This window comes from Paraburkholderia sp. RL17-373-BIF-A (genome assembly GCF_046030175.1).
Classification (GTDB): domain Bacteria; phylum Pseudomonadota; class Gammaproteobacteria; order Burkholderiales; family Burkholderiaceae; genus Paraburkholderia.
In genome coordinates, this window is the sequence record NZ_JARESO010000044.1 from 53,182 (window position 1) to 71,543 (window position 18,362).

At 62.5% G+C, this 18,362-nt stretch carries 14 protein-coding genes; 8 read left to right on the forward strand and 6 right to left on the reverse strand.

What is annotated here, in order from left to right; genetic code table 11:
- Positions 1–158: 158 nt before the first annotated feature.
- Positions 159–2,471: a DNA translocase FtsK gene (locus P0D80_RS35915; RefSeq protein WP_408180678.1), complete on the reverse strand. Its 2,313-nt coding sequence runs from the start codon at positions 2,469–2,471 to the stop codon at positions 159–161.
- 334 nt (positions 2,472–2,805) lie between these two features.
- Here P0D80_RS35915 and trxB point away from each other — a divergent pair, with 334 nt between their 5' ends.
- The 3 genes from trxB (at position 2,806) to P0D80_RS35930 (ending at position 5,382) form a co-directional block, all read left to right on the forward strand.
- Positions 2,806–3,807 carry a thioredoxin-disulfide reductase gene (trxB, locus tag P0D80_RS35920; protein ID WP_132375654.1) on the forward strand — a complete coding sequence of 334 codons (1,002 nt, stop codon included), beginning with the start codon at positions 2,806–2,808 and terminating at the stop codon, positions 3,805–3,807.
- Between the two features lie 182 nt (positions 3,808–3,989).
- On the forward strand, positions 3,990–4,748 hold the full coding sequence (locus tag P0D80_RS35925; RefSeq protein ID WP_132375655.1) for a Smr/MutS family protein: 759 nt from the start codon (positions 3,990–3,992) through the stop codon (positions 4,746–4,748).
- A 13-nt stretch (positions 4,749–4,761) separates the two neighbouring features.
- Complete coding sequence (locus tag P0D80_RS35930; protein WP_132376955.1) at positions 4,762–5,382, forward strand: trimeric intracellular cation channel family protein; 621 nt, start codon at positions 4,762–4,764, stop codon at positions 5,380–5,382.
- A gap of 63 nt (positions 5,383–5,445) precedes the next feature.
- On the opposite strand, the gene fliD is transcribed toward P0D80_RS35930, so the two are convergent.
- Positions 5,446–6,954, reverse strand: a complete 1,509-nt coding sequence (fliD, locus tag P0D80_RS35935) for a flagellar filament capping protein FliD (RefSeq protein ID WP_408180680.1) — start codon at positions 6,952–6,954, stop codon at positions 5,446–5,448.
- A 285-nt stretch (positions 6,955–7,239) separates the two neighbouring features.
- Between fliD and P0D80_RS35940 the strand changes: the two genes are divergently transcribed.
- Together P0D80_RS35940 and P0D80_RS35945 are read left to right on the forward strand one after the other, a co-directional pair.
- Positions 7,240–7,899, forward strand: coding sequence for a glutathione S-transferase family protein (locus P0D80_RS35940; RefSeq protein WP_408180681.1), 660 nt, complete (start codon positions 7,240–7,242; stop codon positions 7,897–7,899).
- 137 nt (positions 7,900–8,036) lie between these two features.
- Positions 8,037–8,951, forward strand: a complete 915-nt coding sequence (locus P0D80_RS35945; RefSeq protein WP_408290931.1) for a LysR family transcriptional regulator — start codon at positions 8,037–8,039, stop codon at positions 8,949–8,951.
- A gap of 86 nt (positions 8,952–9,037) precedes the next feature.
- On the opposite strand, the gene P0D80_RS35950 is transcribed toward P0D80_RS35945, so the two are convergent.
- The 4 genes from P0D80_RS35950 to P0D80_RS35965 form a co-directional block, all read right to left on the reverse strand.
- Positions 9,038–10,153 carry an ABC transporter ATP-binding protein gene (locus P0D80_RS35950; protein WP_408290934.1) on the reverse strand — a complete coding sequence of 372 codons (1,116 nt, stop codon included), beginning with the start codon at positions 10,151–10,153 and terminating at the stop codon, positions 9,038–9,040.
- Positions 10,154–10,252: 99 nt separating this feature from the next.
- Positions 10,253–11,110 (reverse strand): carbohydrate ABC transporter permease, encoded by an 858-nt coding sequence (locus P0D80_RS35955; protein WP_132375663.1) that lies wholly within the window; start codon positions 11,108–11,110, stop codon positions 10,253–10,255.
- On the reverse strand, positions 11,100–12,038 hold the full coding sequence (locus P0D80_RS35960; RefSeq protein WP_132375665.1) for a carbohydrate ABC transporter permease: 939 nt from the start codon (positions 12,036–12,038) through the stop codon (positions 11,100–11,102). Before P0D80_RS35960 ends, P0D80_RS35955 begins: the two co-directional genes overlap by 11 nt.
- Positions 12,039–12,240: 202 nt before the next feature.
- Positions 12,241–13,488, reverse strand: coding sequence for an ABC transporter substrate-binding protein (locus tag P0D80_RS35965; RefSeq protein ID WP_408180682.1), 1,248 nt, complete (start codon positions 13,486–13,488; stop codon positions 12,241–12,243).
- Between the two features lie 542 nt (positions 13,489–14,030).
- Here P0D80_RS35965 and zwf point away from each other — a divergent pair.
- The 3 genes from zwf to P0D80_RS35980 all read left to right on the forward strand — a co-directional run bounded on the left by zwf (position 14,031) and on the right by P0D80_RS35980 (position 18,276).
- Positions 14,031–15,494, forward strand: a complete 1,464-nt coding sequence (zwf, locus tag P0D80_RS35970; RefSeq protein ID WP_408180683.1) for a glucose-6-phosphate dehydrogenase — start codon at positions 14,031–14,033, stop codon at positions 15,492–15,494.
- 180 nt (positions 15,495–15,674) lie between these two features.
- Entirely contained in the window at positions 15,675–16,382 is a 708-nt protein-coding gene (pgl, locus tag P0D80_RS35975; RefSeq protein WP_408180684.1) for a 6-phosphogluconolactonase, read from the forward strand.
- Positions 16,360–18,276 (forward strand): bifunctional transcriptional regulator/glucokinase, encoded by a 1,917-nt coding sequence (locus P0D80_RS35980; RefSeq protein ID WP_132375671.1) that lies wholly within the window; start codon positions 16,360–16,362, stop codon positions 18,274–18,276. The genes pgl and P0D80_RS35980 overlap by 23 nt, the downstream gene beginning before the upstream one ends.
- The last annotated feature ends 86 nt before the right edge of the window (positions 18,277–18,362 follow it).

The window sequence follows — 18,362 nt, forward strand, 5'->3', positions numbered from 1 at the left end:
AGCTTAGGCAATCAGCCTTAAACGAGCCTTAGAGAGTCGGCCGGCGCCTGAACGTCGTGGAAGCACGGCTTGCCGTCCGCTCCCCGCTGCGGTAACGCAGGCAGCTTCGCAACCGACGGCACACCGCCCGTCTTGCCGCGGAACTGAGGCCCGTCGGGCTATTCCGCTTCCCGCGCCGGCGCAAGAATCTCGCGATTGCCGTTCGACGACATCGCCGACACCACGCCCGAGTTCTCCATCTGCTCGAGCAGGCGCGCCGCGCGGTTATAGCCGATGCGCAAATGCCGCTGCACCAGCGAGATCGACGCGCGACGGTTCTTCAGCACCACATCGACCGCCTGGTCGTATAACGGGTCCGACTCACCGTCGCCCGAGCCGGTTCCCCCGGCGCCCGCGGAGCCTTCGTCGCCCTCGCCCGTCACGCCGCCCTCGAGAATGCCTTCGATATAGTTCGGCTCGCCCTGTTCCTTGAGCTTGTCGACGACGCGGTGCACTTCCTCGTCCGACACGAACGCGCCGTGCACGCGCACCGGCAAGCCGCTGCCCGGCGGCAGATACAGCATGTCGCCCATGCCGAGCAGCGATTCCGCGCCCTGCTGGTCGAGAATCGTGCGCGAGTCGATCTTCGACGACACCTGGAAGGCCATCCGCGTCGGCACGTTGGCCTTGATGAGGCCGGTGATCACGTCCACCGACGGACGCTGCGTGGCCAGAATCAGATGAATGCCAGCCGCGCGCGCCTTCTGCGCGATCCGCGCGATGAGCTCTTCGACCTTCTTGCCGACCACCATCATCAGGTCGGCCAGTTCGTCGATCACCACGACGATGTTCGGCAGACGCGTGAGCGGCTCCGGATCGTCCGGTGTGAGGCTGAACGGATTCGGCAGCTTTTCTTCGCGTTTGGCGGCTTCGTCGATCTTGTTGTTGTAGCCGGCGAGGTTACGCACGCCGAGCTTGCTCATCAGCTTGTAGCGTCGCTCCATTTCGGCGACCGCCCAGTTCAGCGCGTGACCGGCCTGGCGCATGTCCGTGACTACCGGACACAGCAGATGCGGAATGCCTTCGTACACGCTCATTTCGAGCATCTTCGGATCGATCAGGATCATGCGGACCTGTTCGGCGCTCGCCTTATAGAGCAGCGACAGGATCATCGCGTTGATACCCACCGACTTGCCCGAACCCGTCGTACCCGCCACCAGCAAGTGCGGCATCTTCGCGAGGTCGGCGCACACCGGCTTGCCGCCGATGTCCTTGCCAAGGCCCATGGTCAACGGCGACGCGGCATCCGCATAAACCGCCGAGCCGAGAATCTCGGACAGGCTCACGGTCTGACGACGCTGGTTCGGCAACTCCAGCGCCATGAAATTCTTGCCCGGAATCGTTTCGACCACGCGGATCGACACGAGCGACAGCGACCGCGCGAGGTCCTTGGCGAGGCCGACGATCTGGCTGCCCTTCACTCCCGTGGCCGGCTCGATTTCATAGCGCGTGACCACCGGACCCGGATACGCCGCGACCACGCTCACTTCGACGCCGAAGTCCTTGAGCTTTTTCTCGATCAGACGCGAAGTGAATTCCAGCGTATCCGCCGAAATGGTTTCCTGCGCGACGGGCGCGGCATCGAGCAGCGAAATGGGCGGCAAGGTGGAATCGCCCGGCAGGTCAGTGAAGAGCGGCACTTGCCGCTCCTTCTCGACACGCTCCGACTTGGCCGGCGTGACGACCGGCGGCACGATCATGACCGGCTCGTGCTCCTCGATCCGCACGCGGCCCTTCTCGACTTTGCCCTCGCGCTTCACTGCAGCCGCCTCACCGAGCTTGCGGTCGCGGCCGGCCTCACGGCGCAGCTTGGCAAACGTCACCGCGGAAATGATCGATTCGCCGACCTTCTCCGACACTGACAGCCACGAAAAACGGAAATACAACGACAAACCGATGCCGAGCACGATCAGGAGCGCCAGCGTACCGCCCGTGAAACCCAGCGCGTGCGACACACCGCGCGCGACCGCCTCGCCGATCACGCCGCCCGGCGCGCGCGGCAACTGCACTTTCAGCGACCACATGCGCAGCGCCTCGATGCCGTCGCAGGCCAGCAGCACGAGCATGAAGGCGAACGCGTCGGCGAGCCAGCTCTCACGCGGCAAGTCTTCCTGCTCTTCCTCGTGACGGGTAATGCGCTTGTAGTTTGCGGAGATATGGCGGCCGAGCAGCACGATCCACCAGTAGGCGGACAGGCCGAACAGCAGCAGCAGGATGTCGGACGTCCACGCGCCGACGCGGCCCGCCCAGTTGGCGATATGGTCGACCTGCGCGGCATGGGTCCAGCTCGGATCGCGCCGGCTGTAGCTGACGAGCGCCATGAGCAGGAAAACGCCGAGCGCCACCTGCAGGATCCAGCGGATTTCGGTGAAAAGGCGCGACATGCGGTGCGGCAATGCCTGCGCGCTCGCGGAATAGGGAGCTTTTGCCATTGATCCTGTTGCGTGTGTGCCCGATTCCCGGCCTGAGCCGTGGGGGAGCCTCGCCCAGCGCGGCTTCGGGCCCGATCCCGGCTTCCGGGAACTTCGATCCGGCCTATTGTAAACGCAGTGCCCCGCGCGAGGCTGTAAATGACGGTAACTTGGCCGTTTGGCCACAGAAAGGCGTTGCCGGGCGCGCCGCCGACGCTATCGGCGTGATCGGAAAGCTTCATGGAGCAGCCCGGCGCCCCGCCCTTTATAATGTCGCGCTGATACCCATCTACAGTTTCAGCTCAAGTCGCGCGGCCTCGCATGGGCGAGCCGGGCGCCGTAAAAGGATTCGATCATGCCCGCAACTTCCACGAAACACGCCAAGGTTCTGATTCTTGGTTCCGGTCCCGCCGGCTACACGGCCGCGGTCTACGCGGCGCGCGCCAATCTCGCGCCGGTGCTGGTCACAGGTCTGGCCCAAGGCGGCCAGCTCATGACCACGACCGACGTCGAAAACTGGCCCGCCGACGGCAACGGCGTGCAAGGCCCGGAACTGATGGCGCGCTTTCTGGAGCACGCCGAGCGCTTCAACACCGAGATCATTTTCGACCACATCCACACGGCCAAACTGGATGAGAAGCCGATCCGCCTGATCGGCGACTCGGGCGAATACACGTGCGACTCGCTGATCATCTCGACCGGCGCATCGGCGCAATATCTTGGCCTGCCGTCGGAAGAAGCGTTCATGGGCAAAGGCGTATCGGCCTGCGCCACCTGCGACGGCTTCTTCTACAAGCAGCAACATGTGGCCGTGATCGGCGGCGGCAATACCGCGGTCGAGGAAGCCCTCTATTTGTCCGGCATCGCCAAGAAGGTGACGGTGATCCATCGCCGCGACAAGTTCCGCGCCGAGCCGATCCTGATCGACCGCCTGCTCGCGAAGGAAAAGGAAGGCCTGGTCGAGATCAAGTGGAACCACACGCTCGACGAAGTGACCGGCGACCAGTCCGGCGTGACCGGCCTGCGCATCAAGAACACGCAAACCGGCGCCACCGAAGACATCGCGCTGCAAGGTCTGTTCGTCGCGATCGGCCACAAGCCGAACACGGACATTTTCGCGGGCCAGCTGGAGATGAAGAACGGCTACATCATCACCAAGGGCGGCCTGAACGGTTTTGCGACCGCGACCAGCGTGCCGGGCGTGTTCGCAGCGGGCGACGTGCAGGACCACGTGTATCGCCAGGCGATCACCAGCGCCGGCACGGGCTGTATGGCCGCGCTCGACGCGCAACGCTATCTGGAAACCATCGACGAGATGGTCGGCGAGCACGCCATGAGTCAGGAAGCCGAGCGTTAATCGGCCGCGCCGGTCTGCGGACCGGTCGGGAAAACTAGCGCAACGGTAAAATGGCGACTGGGCGTGACCCGGCCGCCAGCTTGAAAGAAGGCCGCGGCTGCCAAGCCGGCGGCCTTTTTGCATTCCGGTCGCAAGAAAACGTCGCGCGACCGATCTACTTTTTCTGCGTGTATTACCCAAAAATGCCGAAGAACCAGCCCCATCCGAGCGAACCGAAGCGCGCGCGAGCCGTCGCGCGACCCGCGCCCGAACCGGCTGCACCCGCTGCCGAGCCGAAGCTCGATCCGGCGGCCGGTCTTGCCGGCCTCGGCGCGTTGCGCGACGCGCTCAAAGTCGACACGCAACGGCGTGAGCGTGAACGGGCGGCCGCCGCAGCCGCGCAGCGCGAAGCCTCGGCGGACGCCGATCTGTTTCGCCGCGAAATCGGCGCGGTCGCGCCGCTCGCCGTGCCGCCGCGCGCCACGCTGCCGCGCAATCCTCCGCCGCCGCTGCCGGTGCAGACCAAACTCGACGAAGAAGCCGTGCTGCACGAAGCGATCTCCGACGAGTTCGATCCCGAGATCCTGCTCGAAACCGACGAGACGCTGTCCTACTGCCGCCCCGGCGTGAGCCAGGAAGTGGTGCGCAAACTGCGGCGCGGCGACTGGATCGTGCAGGCGCAAATCGACCTGCATGGCATGCGGCGTGAAGAGGCGCGCGAGGCGCTGGCGGAGTTCATCCGCGAGTCGGTGAAGCGCGGTTTGCGGTGTCTGCGCGTGATTCACGGCAAGGGCCTGGGATCGATCGGCAAGGAGCCGGTGTTGAAGGGCAAAGTACGCGCGTGGCTCGTGCAGAAGTCCGAGGTGATCGCGTTCTGCCAGGCGCGCCCGCATGACGGCGGCGCCGGCGCGGTGGTCGTGCTGTTGCAGCCGGGCGCGTCGCCGGCTCACGCCAGATCCTGACGGAGCCACGGTGATCCATCCGAGGCTGACGCTCGCGCTGACCATCATGGAGGCGCTGGCGATTTTCGCGTACGCCCTCTCCGGTTTCATCGAGGCCAAAACTCGCCGGCTCGACGCGGTGGGCACGTTTCTGGTGGCGGTCGCCACGGCCTTCGGCGGCGGCACGTTGCGCGACGTGCTGCTGGAACGGCGGCCTTTTTACTGGGTCGAGCATCAGGATTATCTGATCGCGATCTTCGTCATGTCGCTGTTCGCGCCGACTCTATTGAAAATGACCTCGCGGCTGGTTTCCGAGCGGGTTCTGCTGGTGGCGGATGCGATCGGGCTGGGGCTGTTCAGCATAGGAGGCACGTCGATCGCGCACGATGCGCAAATGCCGTGGTTCACCTCGGTGATGATGGGCGTGCTGACGGGGGTTTTCGGCGGCGTGATTCGTGACGTGCTGTGCAACGAAGTGCCGCTGATTCTGCGCGACTCGCGGCCTTACGCGACGTGTGCGTTCGTGGGCTGCTGGCTGTATGTGCTGCTGGACTATGCGGACGTCGATACGGTGTATAGCGTGCTGATCGCGACTGCCTTCATCCTGCTCGCACGGCTCGTGACGTTCCGGTTCAATGTGCGTTTGCCGCACTGATAGAGTGAATCGCAAAACGGCGCGTTGCCCGCGAATAGGCAACGCGCCGCCCTACATTCAAACTTACTTGTTGGTCGCCAGCGCGCCCGCGCTCTTCGAGCCGCCGAACAGCGCCGTCAGGTAGGCCGAGTTGTTGTTCATGGTCGCCATCAACGTGTTCAGCGCGGTGAACTGACTTTGATACTGCTTCGTCAATTGCGTGGCGTAATCGCTCAGCTTGGTCTGCTGCGCGGTCACGCTCTTCAGGTCGGCGGTCAGCGCGTTGTTGCGCGTATCGATGATGCCGCCCGTCCGCGTGAATTCGTCGATGCTCTTGTTCAATTTGGCGCCGACGCCGTCGGTCGCATTGAACAAGGCGGCCACTTGCGCGGGACTGGAATTGAGCGCCGCAGTCAGTTTCGCGCTGTCGACGACCAGCGTACCGTCCGCCGGATCGCCCTTCAGCGTGATCCCGATATGCCCGAGACTCACCACCGAAGTGCCCTTACCAACCCCGCCGCCCACGATCGACGCCAGCGCGTTCTTAACCGTCAATAGCGTCGAATCGCCGAGCAGTGCGCCGCCCGTCTTCGACGATTTGTCGAATGAGGACAGTTTGCTGATCGTGGTGACGACGGTGTTGTACAGGTTGGCGAAATTCGTGATGGCCGTGTTCTGCGCGGTGGTGTCCGGCGCGATGGTCAGCGTTTGCGGGTTGCTGACCGAAGCGCTCGACAGATTCAGCGTGACGCCGGCGATCGCATCGGCGACAGCATTGCTGGCGCTGCGCGCCGCGATCCCGCCGATGGTGAGCAACGCGTCCTGCGCCACTTCGCTCTGATGCCACGCATTGCCGGCATCCGACGATACGATCGTGGACGCTCCGCCGTTCGCACCGGGCGTGGACGTCACGCCGAGGCTCGACAGGCCCGCGTCGTTCTGGACGTTGCTGGTGGCCACGTTGATCGTGTTGGCCGAGCCGGTGGTCGCCGAGCGCAGCACGAGGTGAGCGCCGCCGGTGCCGGTCACGATCGTCGCCGTGACGCCGGGGTTGTTGGACGCCTTGTTGATCGCGCTGGCGATACCGCTCAGCGTGTTGTTGGTGCTGTCGATCGAGACGTCCATCGACTTGCCGCCGACCGAGATCGTCAACTTACCGGTGCCGAGTTGCGTCGTGGCGCCGAACGCCGCCGAAGACAGGCTCTGCGACGAAGCGATCTGCGTCACATCGATCGCATAGCTGCCGGCAACCGCACCCGGGCCCGCTTTCGGGTCCAGGCCCTTGCCGCTCGCGGTGGCCGCGAAGGTGGACAACGTGGTCCCATCCGACAGATTCTTGATCGCCGCCTGCAAGGCGGACAACGCCGAAGTGAGCGCGCCGTAGGCGGACAAGGTGGTGTTGTCGGTGGTTTGCCTCGCCTGCAGCGCCGCCGCCTGACCCGCCGTCCTGGCGTTGACGAGCGCCGAGACCAGGGTCGCCACATCCATCGACGAATTGCCGGTCGAACCGCTGATAATGGATTGCGCTGCTTGCTGGACCTGGCTTTGCGCGTTGGCCGTCGCGCTATTCACCGAGGACGTGATCGTAGACATGTAAAGCTCCCCGTGCGTCGAATTTATTCGTTATTTGTTGAGTGACGCCCCGGTCGCTTCTGTTGCGCCATTTATCCGGTCACGTCGGCGTCTCTTACAAAGTTTTCAAATGTTACACCATCTTTCTTCATAGTTTTGTGACGTCTTTGTCGTAACGAATGCCGGGTCGGATGAATCGTCATAGTGTCGATTTACGCCGCTGCCGTTCGTCGTGAGGTAAACGGCCCTTTGGCCGTCGTCGCGCCGCAGCGCACCCGGAATCAGCAACCGCCCAAGGTGACCACGATGCCTCTGAAGCTCTACGCCCATCCCTTCTCCTCTTACTGCCAGAAGGTCCTGACCGCGCTCTACGAAAACGGCACGCCGTTCGAACTGCGCCTGCTGGCGCACGACGACCCGCAAGTCATGGCCGAATTCGCCGCGCTCTGGCCGATCAAGCGCTTTCCGCTGCTGGTCGACGGCAGCCGGACCGTGATGGAGGCGAGCATCATCATCGAGTACCTGGGCCTCTATCATCCCGGCCCGGTGCCGCTGCTGCCAGCCGACGCCCGTGCCGCGCTGGAAGTGCGCAGCATGGACCGCTTCTTCGACAACTACATCTCGACGCCGCAGCAAAAGATCGTCTACGACAGCATGCGCCCTGAGCCGGAGCGCGACTCGCAAGCCGTGGCCGAGGCACGCGCCATGCTCGACACGGCGTACGGCTGGCTGAACAAGGTGATGGCGGAACGCGAATGGGCGGCTGGCGACACCTTCAGCCTCGCCGATTGCGGCGCCGCGCCGTTCCTGTTTTACGCCGACTGGACGCACGCCATCGGCCCGGCGTTTCCGCACGTGCTCGCCTACCGCAAACGCCTGCTGGCGCGGCCGTCGTTCGCACGCGCGGTGGATGAAGCGCGCCCGTATCGCGCGTATTTCCCACTCGGCGCGCCGGACCGCGATTGAGGGACCGCGGCGCGGCCGCGTCGGCCGAAAGACGGGCGCCGGCGCCCCGCCCACCATCACCGTTTGCGACAACATTTTTTCCAGCCTATACACTTCACTTCGAAACCTACTTCCGCCACTCAACCTTAAGGCAAAACATGGACCGTTTCGAAGCGATGGAGATATTTACGCGTGTGGTCGAAGCGAACAGCTTCACCAAAGTATCCGAGTCGCTCGACCTGCCACGCGCCAAAGTCAGCCGCACCATCCAGGCGCTGGAAGAACACGTCGGCGTGCGTCTGCTGAATCGTTCGACGCGCCAGGTCAGCGTCACCGAAGACGGCGCGCTGTTCTACGAGCGCTGCGTGCGCATCCTCGCCGAAGTCACCGACGCCGAATCGTCGCTGTCGAACAAACGCGAAAATCCGGCCGGCACGATCCGCGTGGATACGTCCGGCACGCTGGCCCGCGCGCTGCTGCTCCCCGCGCTCGACGATTTCTACCGACAATACCCCGAGATCGACGTGCGGCTCGGCCTCGCCGACCGCAACATCGATCTGATTCAGGACGGCGTGGATTGCGTGATCCGCATGGGCACGCCGGAGGAGTCGAGCCTCGTCGCGCGGCGGATCGGTCAGGCGCGAATCGTCACGTGCGCGTCGCCGGCGTATCTGGAGAAATATGGCGAGCCGACCACACTCGAAGAATTGAGCGAGCACCGCGCGGTCAACTACGTGTCCGCGCGCACGGGCAGAACGTTCCCGTTCGAATACCAGGTGGACGGCGAGATCGCCAAGGTGTCGCTCAAGAGCGTGCTCGCCGTGAACGACGGCTCGGTCTACATCGGCGCGGCCGCGCTCGGTCACGGCATCATCCAGCCGTCGCGTTTCATGGTCGCCGATCTGATCGCGCAAGGCGTGCTGAAGGAAATTCTCACCGACTATACGAGCCCCGGCACGCCGCTCTCGGTGCTCTACGCGCATCGCCGGAATCTGAGTTCGCGGCTGCGTGCGTTCATCGAGTGGGTGACCGAACTGGCGCGCAACAATCCGGATCTGCGCATCACGGACTAACGAAGCGAGGCGCGCAAAAACGAAAAGCCCCATGCGTTGCGAAGCGCATGGGGCTTTTCTTCTTCTAATGCAATCGAACTTCGCGATCAGGCAATCCGCTCTTCGTTCGTCGGATCGAACAGCACCGCCTTCGACGTATCGAACAGCAACGTCGTGTTCGTCAGCGGCTGCGGATTCGAGGCCGGGTGCACGCGGCTCACAATGCGCTTGCCGTTGACCTGCGCGAACACCAGCGTGTCCGGACCGGTCGGCTCGATCACGTCGACCTTCACTTCGATCGGCTGCAGCTTCGCGTTGTCGCCATGCGCGCCGCGCGCATCGGTGATGCGCTCCGGACGCAGACCGAGAATCACCTCACGGCCCACATGCGACTTCACCTTCGCCGAGTCGAACGGCAGGTTCACCGCCGTGCGTGCGACACCCGTATCCAGTTCGAGCGCCACGCCCGCGCCCTGCTCGACCAGCTTGCCCTGGATGAAGTTCATCGGCGGCGCGCCGATGAAGCCGGCCACGAACAGGTTCGACGGCGAATCGTAGATTTCCTGCGGTGCGCCGAACTGCTGCACGATGCCGTCTTTCATCACCGCGATGCGGTCGCCGAGCGTCATTGCTTCGATCTGATCGTGCGTCACGTAGACGATCGTCGTGCCGAGGCGTTGATGCAGCAGCTTGATTTCCGAACGCATCTCGATACGCAGCTTCGCGTCGAGGTTCGACAGCGGTTCATCGAACAGGAACATGACCGGATCGCGTGCAAGGGCACGGCCCATGGCCACGCGCTGACGCTGGCCGCCGGACAGTTGACCCGGCTTGCGATCGAGCAGGTGCGTGATCTGCAGCGTGTTCGACACGCGGTCGACGATCTGCGTCTGCTCGTTCTTCGGCACCTTGCGGATGTTCAGACCGAACGAGATGTTCTCGCGCACCGTCATGGACGGATACAGCGCGTACGACTGGAACACCATCGCAATGTCGCGATCTTTCGGCGACAGGTTGTTCACCGTCTTGCCGTCGATCTGGATCTCGCCCTTGGTCACGGTCTCGAGGCCGGCAATCATGTTGAGCAGCGTCGACTTCCCGCAGCCCGAACCGCCGACGAGAATCAGGAACTGGCCGTCTTCGATGTCGATATTGACACCCTTCAGGACCGGCACCCCGTTCGGGTAAGTCTTGTACACGTCACGGATGGAAAGGCTTGCCATGCTGTGAATCCTCTTGTCTCTGGTACTGCTTGAAAACGTCTTCGGGTGACGGCGGCGCTTCATGAAGCGCCGCCGCGCTCGGATGGTTTAGCTTGGCGTCTAGCCCTTCACTGCGCCCGCCGTCAGGCCGCGCACGAAATAGCGTCCGGCGATGATGTAGACCAGCAGCGTGGGCAACGCGGCGATGATCGCGCCGGCCATGTCCACGTTGTATTCCTTCACGCCGGTCGAGGTGTTCACGAGGTTGTTCAGCGCCACCGTGATCGGCATCGAATCGACACCGGAGAACACAATACCGAACAGGAAGTCATTCCAGATCTGCGTGAATTGCCAGATCAGGCACACCATGAAAATCGGCAGCGAAACCGGCAGCAGAATCTTCGTGAAGATCGTGAAGAAACCCGCGCCGTCGATGCGCGCCGCCTTCACGAGTTCAGCCGGAATGCTGACGTAGAAGTTGCGGAAGAACATCGTGGTGAAGGCGATGCCGTAGATCACGTGCACCACCACCAGCCCGGTGGTCGTGTTCGACAGGCCGAGGAAGCCTTCGAAACGCGCCATCGGCAGCAGGATCGCCTGGAACGGAATGAAGCAGCCGACCAGCAGCATCGTGAAGATCGGATCCGCGCCACGGAAGCGCCAGTGCGTGAGCACATAACCGTTGAACGCGCCGATGATCGACGAGATCAGCACGGCCGGAATCACCATCCGCACCGAGTTCATGAAGAACGGCTGCATGCCGTCGCAACGCACACCCGTACAGGCGCCGCTCCACGCCTTGATCCACGGATCGATGGTCCAATGCGTGGGTGGCGTGAGCAGGTTGCCGGTGCGCAGTTGATCGATGTCCTTGAACGACGTGGACAGCATCACGTACAGCGGGAACAGGAAGTACAGGGCGAACAGGATCAAGGCCGCATAAATGACGGCACGGCTGATCGTCATCTTAGGCTGCATTGCGGGTGCTCCTCGATTCCAGATACATCAGCGGCACGAGCACGGCTACGACAGTGGCGAGCATCATCATCGACGATGCCGCGCCGACGCCCAGTTGCCCGCGATTGAACGAAAACGTGTACATGAAAATAGCCGGCAGCGACGAAGACGTGCCCGGACCGCCCGCGGTCAACGCAACGACCAGGTCGAAGGTCTTGATCGTGATGTGGCAGAGAATCAGCAGCACGGAGAAGAACACCGGGCGCATGCTCGGAATCACGATCTTTCGGTAGATGGTGGGCAGATTCGCGCCGTCCATCTGCGCGGCCTTGAAGATTTCACCGTCGACACCGCGCAGGCCCGCGAGGAACAGCGCCATCACGAAGCCCACGGATTGCCACACGGCCGCGATCACGACGCAGAAGATCGCCTTGTCCGGGTCGCCCAGCCAGCCGAACGAAAAGCTTGTCCAGCCCCAGTCGTGGAACACCTTCTCGAGGCCGATGCTCGGCGTCATGATCCATTGCCACGCCGTACCCGTCACGATGAACGAGAGCGCCATCGGGTACAGGAACACGGCGCGCAGCGCGCCTTCGTTGCGGATCTGCTGATCGAGCAGGATCGCGAGGAACAGACCCAGACCGATACAGATACCGATAAACGGGATGCCGAACCAGCCGAGGTTGGCAGCCGACGTCCAGAACACATCGTTATCGAACAGCTCGCGATAACGATCGAGACCGACAAATTCATAACGTGGCATCAGTCGCGAATTGGACAGCGACAGAAAGCCGGTAATGGCGATGAAGCCATACACGAAGATCAGGCTGATCACGACGCTGGGTGCGAGCACCAGCTTCGGAATCCAGCGATCGGCAAGGGCCGCCATCGGCGACGTGCGGCGGGTCACGGTGGCCGTTTTCCCGTTTCCGCTGATAGAAGCAGTCACTACTCGACTCCTGCTGAAACTGTGCCGCCGGGACCTTCACGCTGAAAAAACGCGAGGCCGTAACGACATAGGTGTGACTCTATGAAACCAGGGTGAAGCCGCCTGCCAATGCAACGAGTAAAACCCCGGCAATCAGCGACACGAAGGGCGCGCCCGGCGCCCGTTGCTGAACCGCCGGGCGCGCCGCTTCGTTTGACGCAACTTACTTGGTCTTCGCTGCCTTCGCGAGCGCGGCAACAGCGCTCTTCGAATCCTGCTGCGAGTTCATGAACTTCGTGACCACGTCCGAGATCGCGCCGGCTGCTGCATCCGGTTGCGCCATGCCGTGTGCCAGCGAAGGCACATAGCCGCCCGACTTGATCGCCACTTGTTCATCCGCGTACGACTTCTTCGCGCAGTCGTCGAACTTGGCCATCGACACGCCCAGACGAACCGGGATGGAACCCTTGTTCAGGCTGAACTGTTCCTGGAAGTCCGGCGACATGATCGTCTTCGCCAGTGCGAGCTGACCCGGCGTTGCCGCCTTCTGGCCCTTCTGCTGGAAGAACACGAACGAGTCGACGTTGAACGTGTACGACTTTTCCGTGCCCGGCACAGCGGCGCAGATGTAGTCCGAGCCCGACTTCTTGCCGGCGTTGGCGAATTCGCCCTTCGCCCAGTCGCCCATGAACTGCATGCCGGCCTTGCCGTTGATGACCATGGCCGTTGCCAGGTTCCAGTCACGACCCGTGCGGCCCGCGTCGAAGTAACCCTGAATCTTGCGGACCGTGTCGAACACGCCGACCATCTGATCCGACGTCAGCGTCTTCTCGTCGAGATCAACCAGCGCCTTCTTGTAGAAGCCCGCGCCTTGCGACAGCACGACGTCTTCCCACAGCGTCAGGTCTTGCCACGGCTGGCCACCCATCGCGATCGGCTGGATGCCCGCGGCCTTCATCTTGTCGGCCACCGCGAAGAACTCAGGCCACGTGGTCGGCGCCTTGCCGCCCGCCTTGTCCAGCGCTGCCTTGTTGATGTACAGCCAGTTCACGCGGTGCACCGAGAAGGGAGCCGCGACGTAGTGACCGTCCGCGTGCATGATCTTGTCGATTTCCGGCGGCAGGTTCTTCTTCCAGTCACCCGCGACGGAGTCGATCGGCACCAGCACGCCTTGCGACGCCCAGTCCTGGATCAGCGGACCCTTGATCTGCGCAGCGGTCGGCGCGTTGCCCGAGATCACCTGCGTCTTGAGTGCCGTCATGGCAGCCGCGCCGGCGCCACCCGCAACCGCGAAGTCCTTCCACGTGTAACCCTGCTTCGTCATGTCGTCCTTGAGGACGCCGACGGCTTTCGATTCACCGCCCGAAGTCCACCAGTGCAACACTTCGACCGACTCGGCGGCTTGCACAGCCGAGACGCCACACATCAGACCTGCGGCGCACAAAGCGCCCATGATCGCGCGAAATTTCATTGCTTATCTCCTCCAGACACCTGAACAAAAAACAAATGGCCCCTGATGTCGCCAGGGTGCTGTGGTTGGTTCAAACAGGCAAAACACTGGGCGATCGAGCACGGTCGGGCGCATGCCTTAAGGCATGTGCCGGCGGACCGATTTTCGGCCGCTGGAAGCTCAAGAGATGAGTGGTTCGGGATGCAACTGACTGTCTCCTCTTTTGATTTTTGCCTGCCCGCGTCGCGCGCGGCAGACTCGAGGTGCCTTGCACGTCAACTTGGGGCAGACCCTGCCGGCGGTTCAGCTCCCCGGCTTTCCGTAAGGGCCGCCGGGGCATGCTGGCACGTGCCGACACGCAATGTCCGTTAACATGCAGGGGACGCCTGCCGATTCGGGAAAACGCGCATCTTGACTCACAGCGCACGCTTTTTTCATCGAATTAGCGCTACCTCTTGATTTGGATTGTAGTTAAACTACAATTCAGTGTCAAAAAATATTTTATCGGACTACGGTCGCACTTTCGCTCACCTTCCGCGGCCCCAGGACATCGACGGAGACTCATGCAAACCGATTCAAGCTTCACCTTCGTTCTCTTCGGCGGCACCGGCGACCTGTCGATGCGCAAGATCCTGCCCGCACTGTTTGAAGCACACCGTGCAGGCGGCATGCTGGCCGACAGCGGCAAGATCGTCGCGGTGGCGCGGCATGCCACGGATCGCCGCGAGTACATTGAGTGGGTGAACGAGCACGTCAAACCGCACGTGTCGAAGAACGGTGTGGACGAAACGGCATGGGCGAGCTTTCTGGAGCGCATCGAGTTCGTGAATATCGACCTCGGCAAAGCGGAAGACTTCGTCCATTTGCGCGACGCGATCAAGGATCTGCCGGGCATCCGCGTGTTCTATCTGGCAACGGGCCCGTCGCTGTTCGTACCGATCTGCCATGCGCTGGCATCGGTCGGGCTGAACGAGAATTCGCGCATCGTGCTGGAGAAGCCGCTCGGCTACGACCTCAAGTCGTCGAATGCAATTAATGATGCGGTCGGCGAAATCTTCGCTGAAGAACAGATCTACCGGATCGACCACTACCTCGGTAAAGAACCGGTGCAGAACCTGCTGGCGTTGCGCTTCGGCAATGCGCTGTTCGAGCCGCTGTGGCGCCGCGAGTGGGTCGAGAGCATCCAGATCACGATCGCCGAAGAGCTCGGCGTGGAAGCGCGCGGCGACTTCTACGACAATACCGGCGCGTTGCGCGACATGGTGCAGAACCATTTGCTGCAACTGCTTTCCATCGTGGCGATGGAACCGCCGCACTCCATGGATTCGGATTCGGTGCGTGACGAAAAGCTGCGCGTGCTGCGCGCTTTGAAGCCCATCGATCCACGCGATATCGGCAAGGTCGCCGTGCGTGGGCAGTATCATTCGGGCGTGATTCGCGGCACCGCGGTGCCGGCGTACGCCACCGAGTCCGGCGTGAGGCCGGACAGCACGACCGAAACCTTCGTTGCGCTGAAGGTCGAGATCGAAAACTGGCGTTGGGCCGGCGTGCCGTTTTTCCTGCGCACCGGTAAGCGCCTCGCCGACCGTGTCGCCGAGATCGTGGTGAACTTTCGTGCGGTGCCACATTCGGCGCTGGGCGCCTCCGCATTACGCGCCGGCGCGAACCGTCTGGTGATCCGCCTGCAGCCGAACGAAACCATTCGCCTGTACTGTCTCGCGAAGCAGCCCGGCGAAGGCATGAACCTGGCCAGCGTCCACCTCGACCTCGCGTTCGACCAGTTCTTCCGCGAAGGACAGATGGAGGCATATCAGCGTCTCCTGCTCGATGTGATCAACGGTCGCCTCGCGCTGTTTGTGCGGCGCGACGAGCAGGAGGCCGCATGGCGCTGGGTCGAACCGATCCTGAACGAATGGAAGGTGTCGAACAAGCCGCCCAAGCCGTACGCATCGGGTACGTGGGGACCGGCCGCATCGAGCGCGATGCTGGCGCAGCACGGCACCTGCTGGCTCGAAGAAGAGAATTGAATCACGGCGGCGCGTCGTATTGAATGGAATATGACGTGTCGCCCGTAAGACCCACCGACGAACTGAACGGAATGGCGCCGGTATCACGAGGGCGCCTGCAAGTCATCCACTTTGCAGGCATCGCGTGAGAGCAGTACGGCACATTCCGCAGATCACACAAAAAAGCAGCACGGAGGAGAAGTGATCGAGCTTCACGCTTTCGACGATCAACGCGCCCAATCCGACGCGTTGGCGAAAGCGGTCGGCGACGCGTTGCATGCGTCGCTCGCCGCACAGGCCGCCGGTTCCACCACCGGCGCGCGCCCCGCAATGCTTGCAGTGTCCGGCGGCAGCAGTCCGCGCCCGTTCCTGCAGACGTTGTCCACGCAAACCTTCGACTGGGCGCGCATCGCCGTGACGCTGGTCGATGACCGCTGGGTGCCGGAGACGGACAGCGCGAGCAACTCGCAACTGGTGCACGCCACGCTGCTGCAGAATGCCGCGAAGGACGCCACCTTCTGGCCGCTCGTGGACACCACGCAAGATCTGAACGCGCATGTCGCCGCGCTGAATGCCGATTCGCGCTTCAGCGTCGTGCCGGACGTCGCGATTCTCGGCATGGGCGAAGACGGCCACACCGCGTCGATCTTTGCCGACTCGCCCGAATGGGACCACGCGATCACGACGACCGAGCGCTTCGTTGCCGTGCACCCCGGCAGCGCGCCGCATGCGCGCGTGAGTTGGTCCATGTCCGCGTTGAAGGAAGTGAAGCATCTGTTCTTGCTGATCGCAGGACCGCGCAAGATGGACGTGCTGAATGCCGCGTCCGCTTCGCTACAAAAAAATGCCATCTCGCAGTTGGCAAACGACAAGGGAGTGAGACTCGATGTCTACTGGTGTGCAAACTAAGGCTGTTCCGGGCGCGGGCCAGCACGCCGATGGACCGAGGCTGCTGGCCGACATCGGCGGCACCAATGCGCGCTTCGCGCTGGAGACTAGCCCGGGCGAAATCGGCTCGGTGAAGGTCTATCCGTGCGCGGACTATCCGGGCGTTGCCGAAGTCATCAAGAAGTATCTGAAGGACACCAAGATCGGCCGCGTGAATCACGCGGCGATCGCGATTGCGAACCCGGTCGACGGCGATCAGGTGAGCATGACGAATCACGACTGGAGCTTTTCGATCGAAGCCACGCGACGCGCGCTTGGTTTCGACACGCTGCTGGTGGTGAACGACTTTACCGCGCTGGCGATGGCGCTGCCCGGTCTCACCGACCAGCAACGCGTGCAGGTGGGCGGCGGCGCGCGGCGGCCGAATAGCGTGATTGGGTTGCTCGGTCCGGGTACCGGCATGGGCGTGTCCGGTTTGATTCCCGCTGACGACCGCTGGATCGCGCTTGGCAGCGAAGGTGGCCACGCTACGTTCGCGCCGGCTGATGAACGCGAAGATATCGTGCTGCAATATGCGCGCAAGAAATGGTCGCATGTGTCGTTCGAGCGAGTGGCCGCAGGCCCTGGCATCGAAGTGATTTATCGCGCGCTCGCGGGCCGCGACAAGAAGCGCGTGGCGGCAAATGTCGACACCGTCGAGGTCGTCAAGCGCGCGCTGGAAGGCGAGCCGCTCGCGGCTGAGTCCGTCGATGTGTTCTGCGGCATTCTCGGCACCTTCGCGGGCAATATCGCCGTGACGCTCGGGGCGTTGGGCGGGATCTATATCGGCGGTGGTGTCGTGCCTCGGCTTGGCGAGTTCTTCTCGCGGTCGTCGTTTCGCAAGCGCTTCGAGGCTAAAGGCCGGTTCGAGGCTTATCTGCAGAACGTGCCGACGTATGTGATTACCGCTGAATATCCGGCGTTTCTCGGTGTATCGGCGATTCTTGCCGAGCAATTGTCGAATCGCGCGGGCGGCAGTTCATCAGCGGTGTTCGAGCGAATTCGGCAGATGCGCGATGCGTTGACGCCAGCCGAGCGACGTGTGGCCGATCTCGCGCTGAATCATCCGCGGTCGATTATTAATGATCCGATTGTCGATATCGCTCGCAAGGCGGATGTGAGTCAGCCGACGGTGATCCGGTTTTGTCGTTCGCTCGGTTGCCAAGGGTTGTCGGATTTCAAGCTGAAGCTGGCCACGGGGTTAACCGGTACGATTCCGGTGAGTCATAGCCAGGTGCATCTGGGTGATACCGCGACGGACTTCGGCGCGAAAGTGCTGGATAACACCGTGTCGGCGATTTTGCAGTTGCGCGAGCATTTGAACTTCGATCAGGTCGAGCGGGCTATCGATCTTCTGAACGGCGCGCGGAGGATCGAGTTCTATGGGCTCGGGAATTCGAATATCGTCGCGCAGGATGCGCATTACAAGTTCTTCCGGTTTGGTATTCCTACTATTGCCTATGGCGATTTGTATATGCAGGCGGCGTCAGCGGCTTTGCTTGGGAAGGGGGATGTGATCGTTGCTGTGTCCAAGTCAGGGCGCGCGCCTGAATTGCTGCGCGTGCTGGATGTGGCTATGCAGGCCGGGGCTAAGGTGATTGCTATTACTTCGAGCAATACGCCGTTGGCTAAGCGGGCTACTGTGGCTTTGGAAACCGATCACATTGAAATTCGTGAGTCGCAGTTGTCCATGATTTCGCGGATCTTGCATCTCGTCATGATCGATATTCTTGCCGTTGGAGTGGCTATTCGGCGTGCTGTGCCCAGCGCTGATGTCGCGGAGACGGTCGCCAAAGCCAGGCAAGGGGCTGATGATGATGCTAGCGCTGTGCTCGATTGGTTGAGTCATGGGGCGGCTTCGTCGGCGCGGGATTGATGTTGCTGGTTTTGGTCTGCGCCGCAGGTGGTTGTTGGTTTTAAGGTGTTGGCCTTTCCTTGAGTTCACGGTGGTTTATTCGCGTT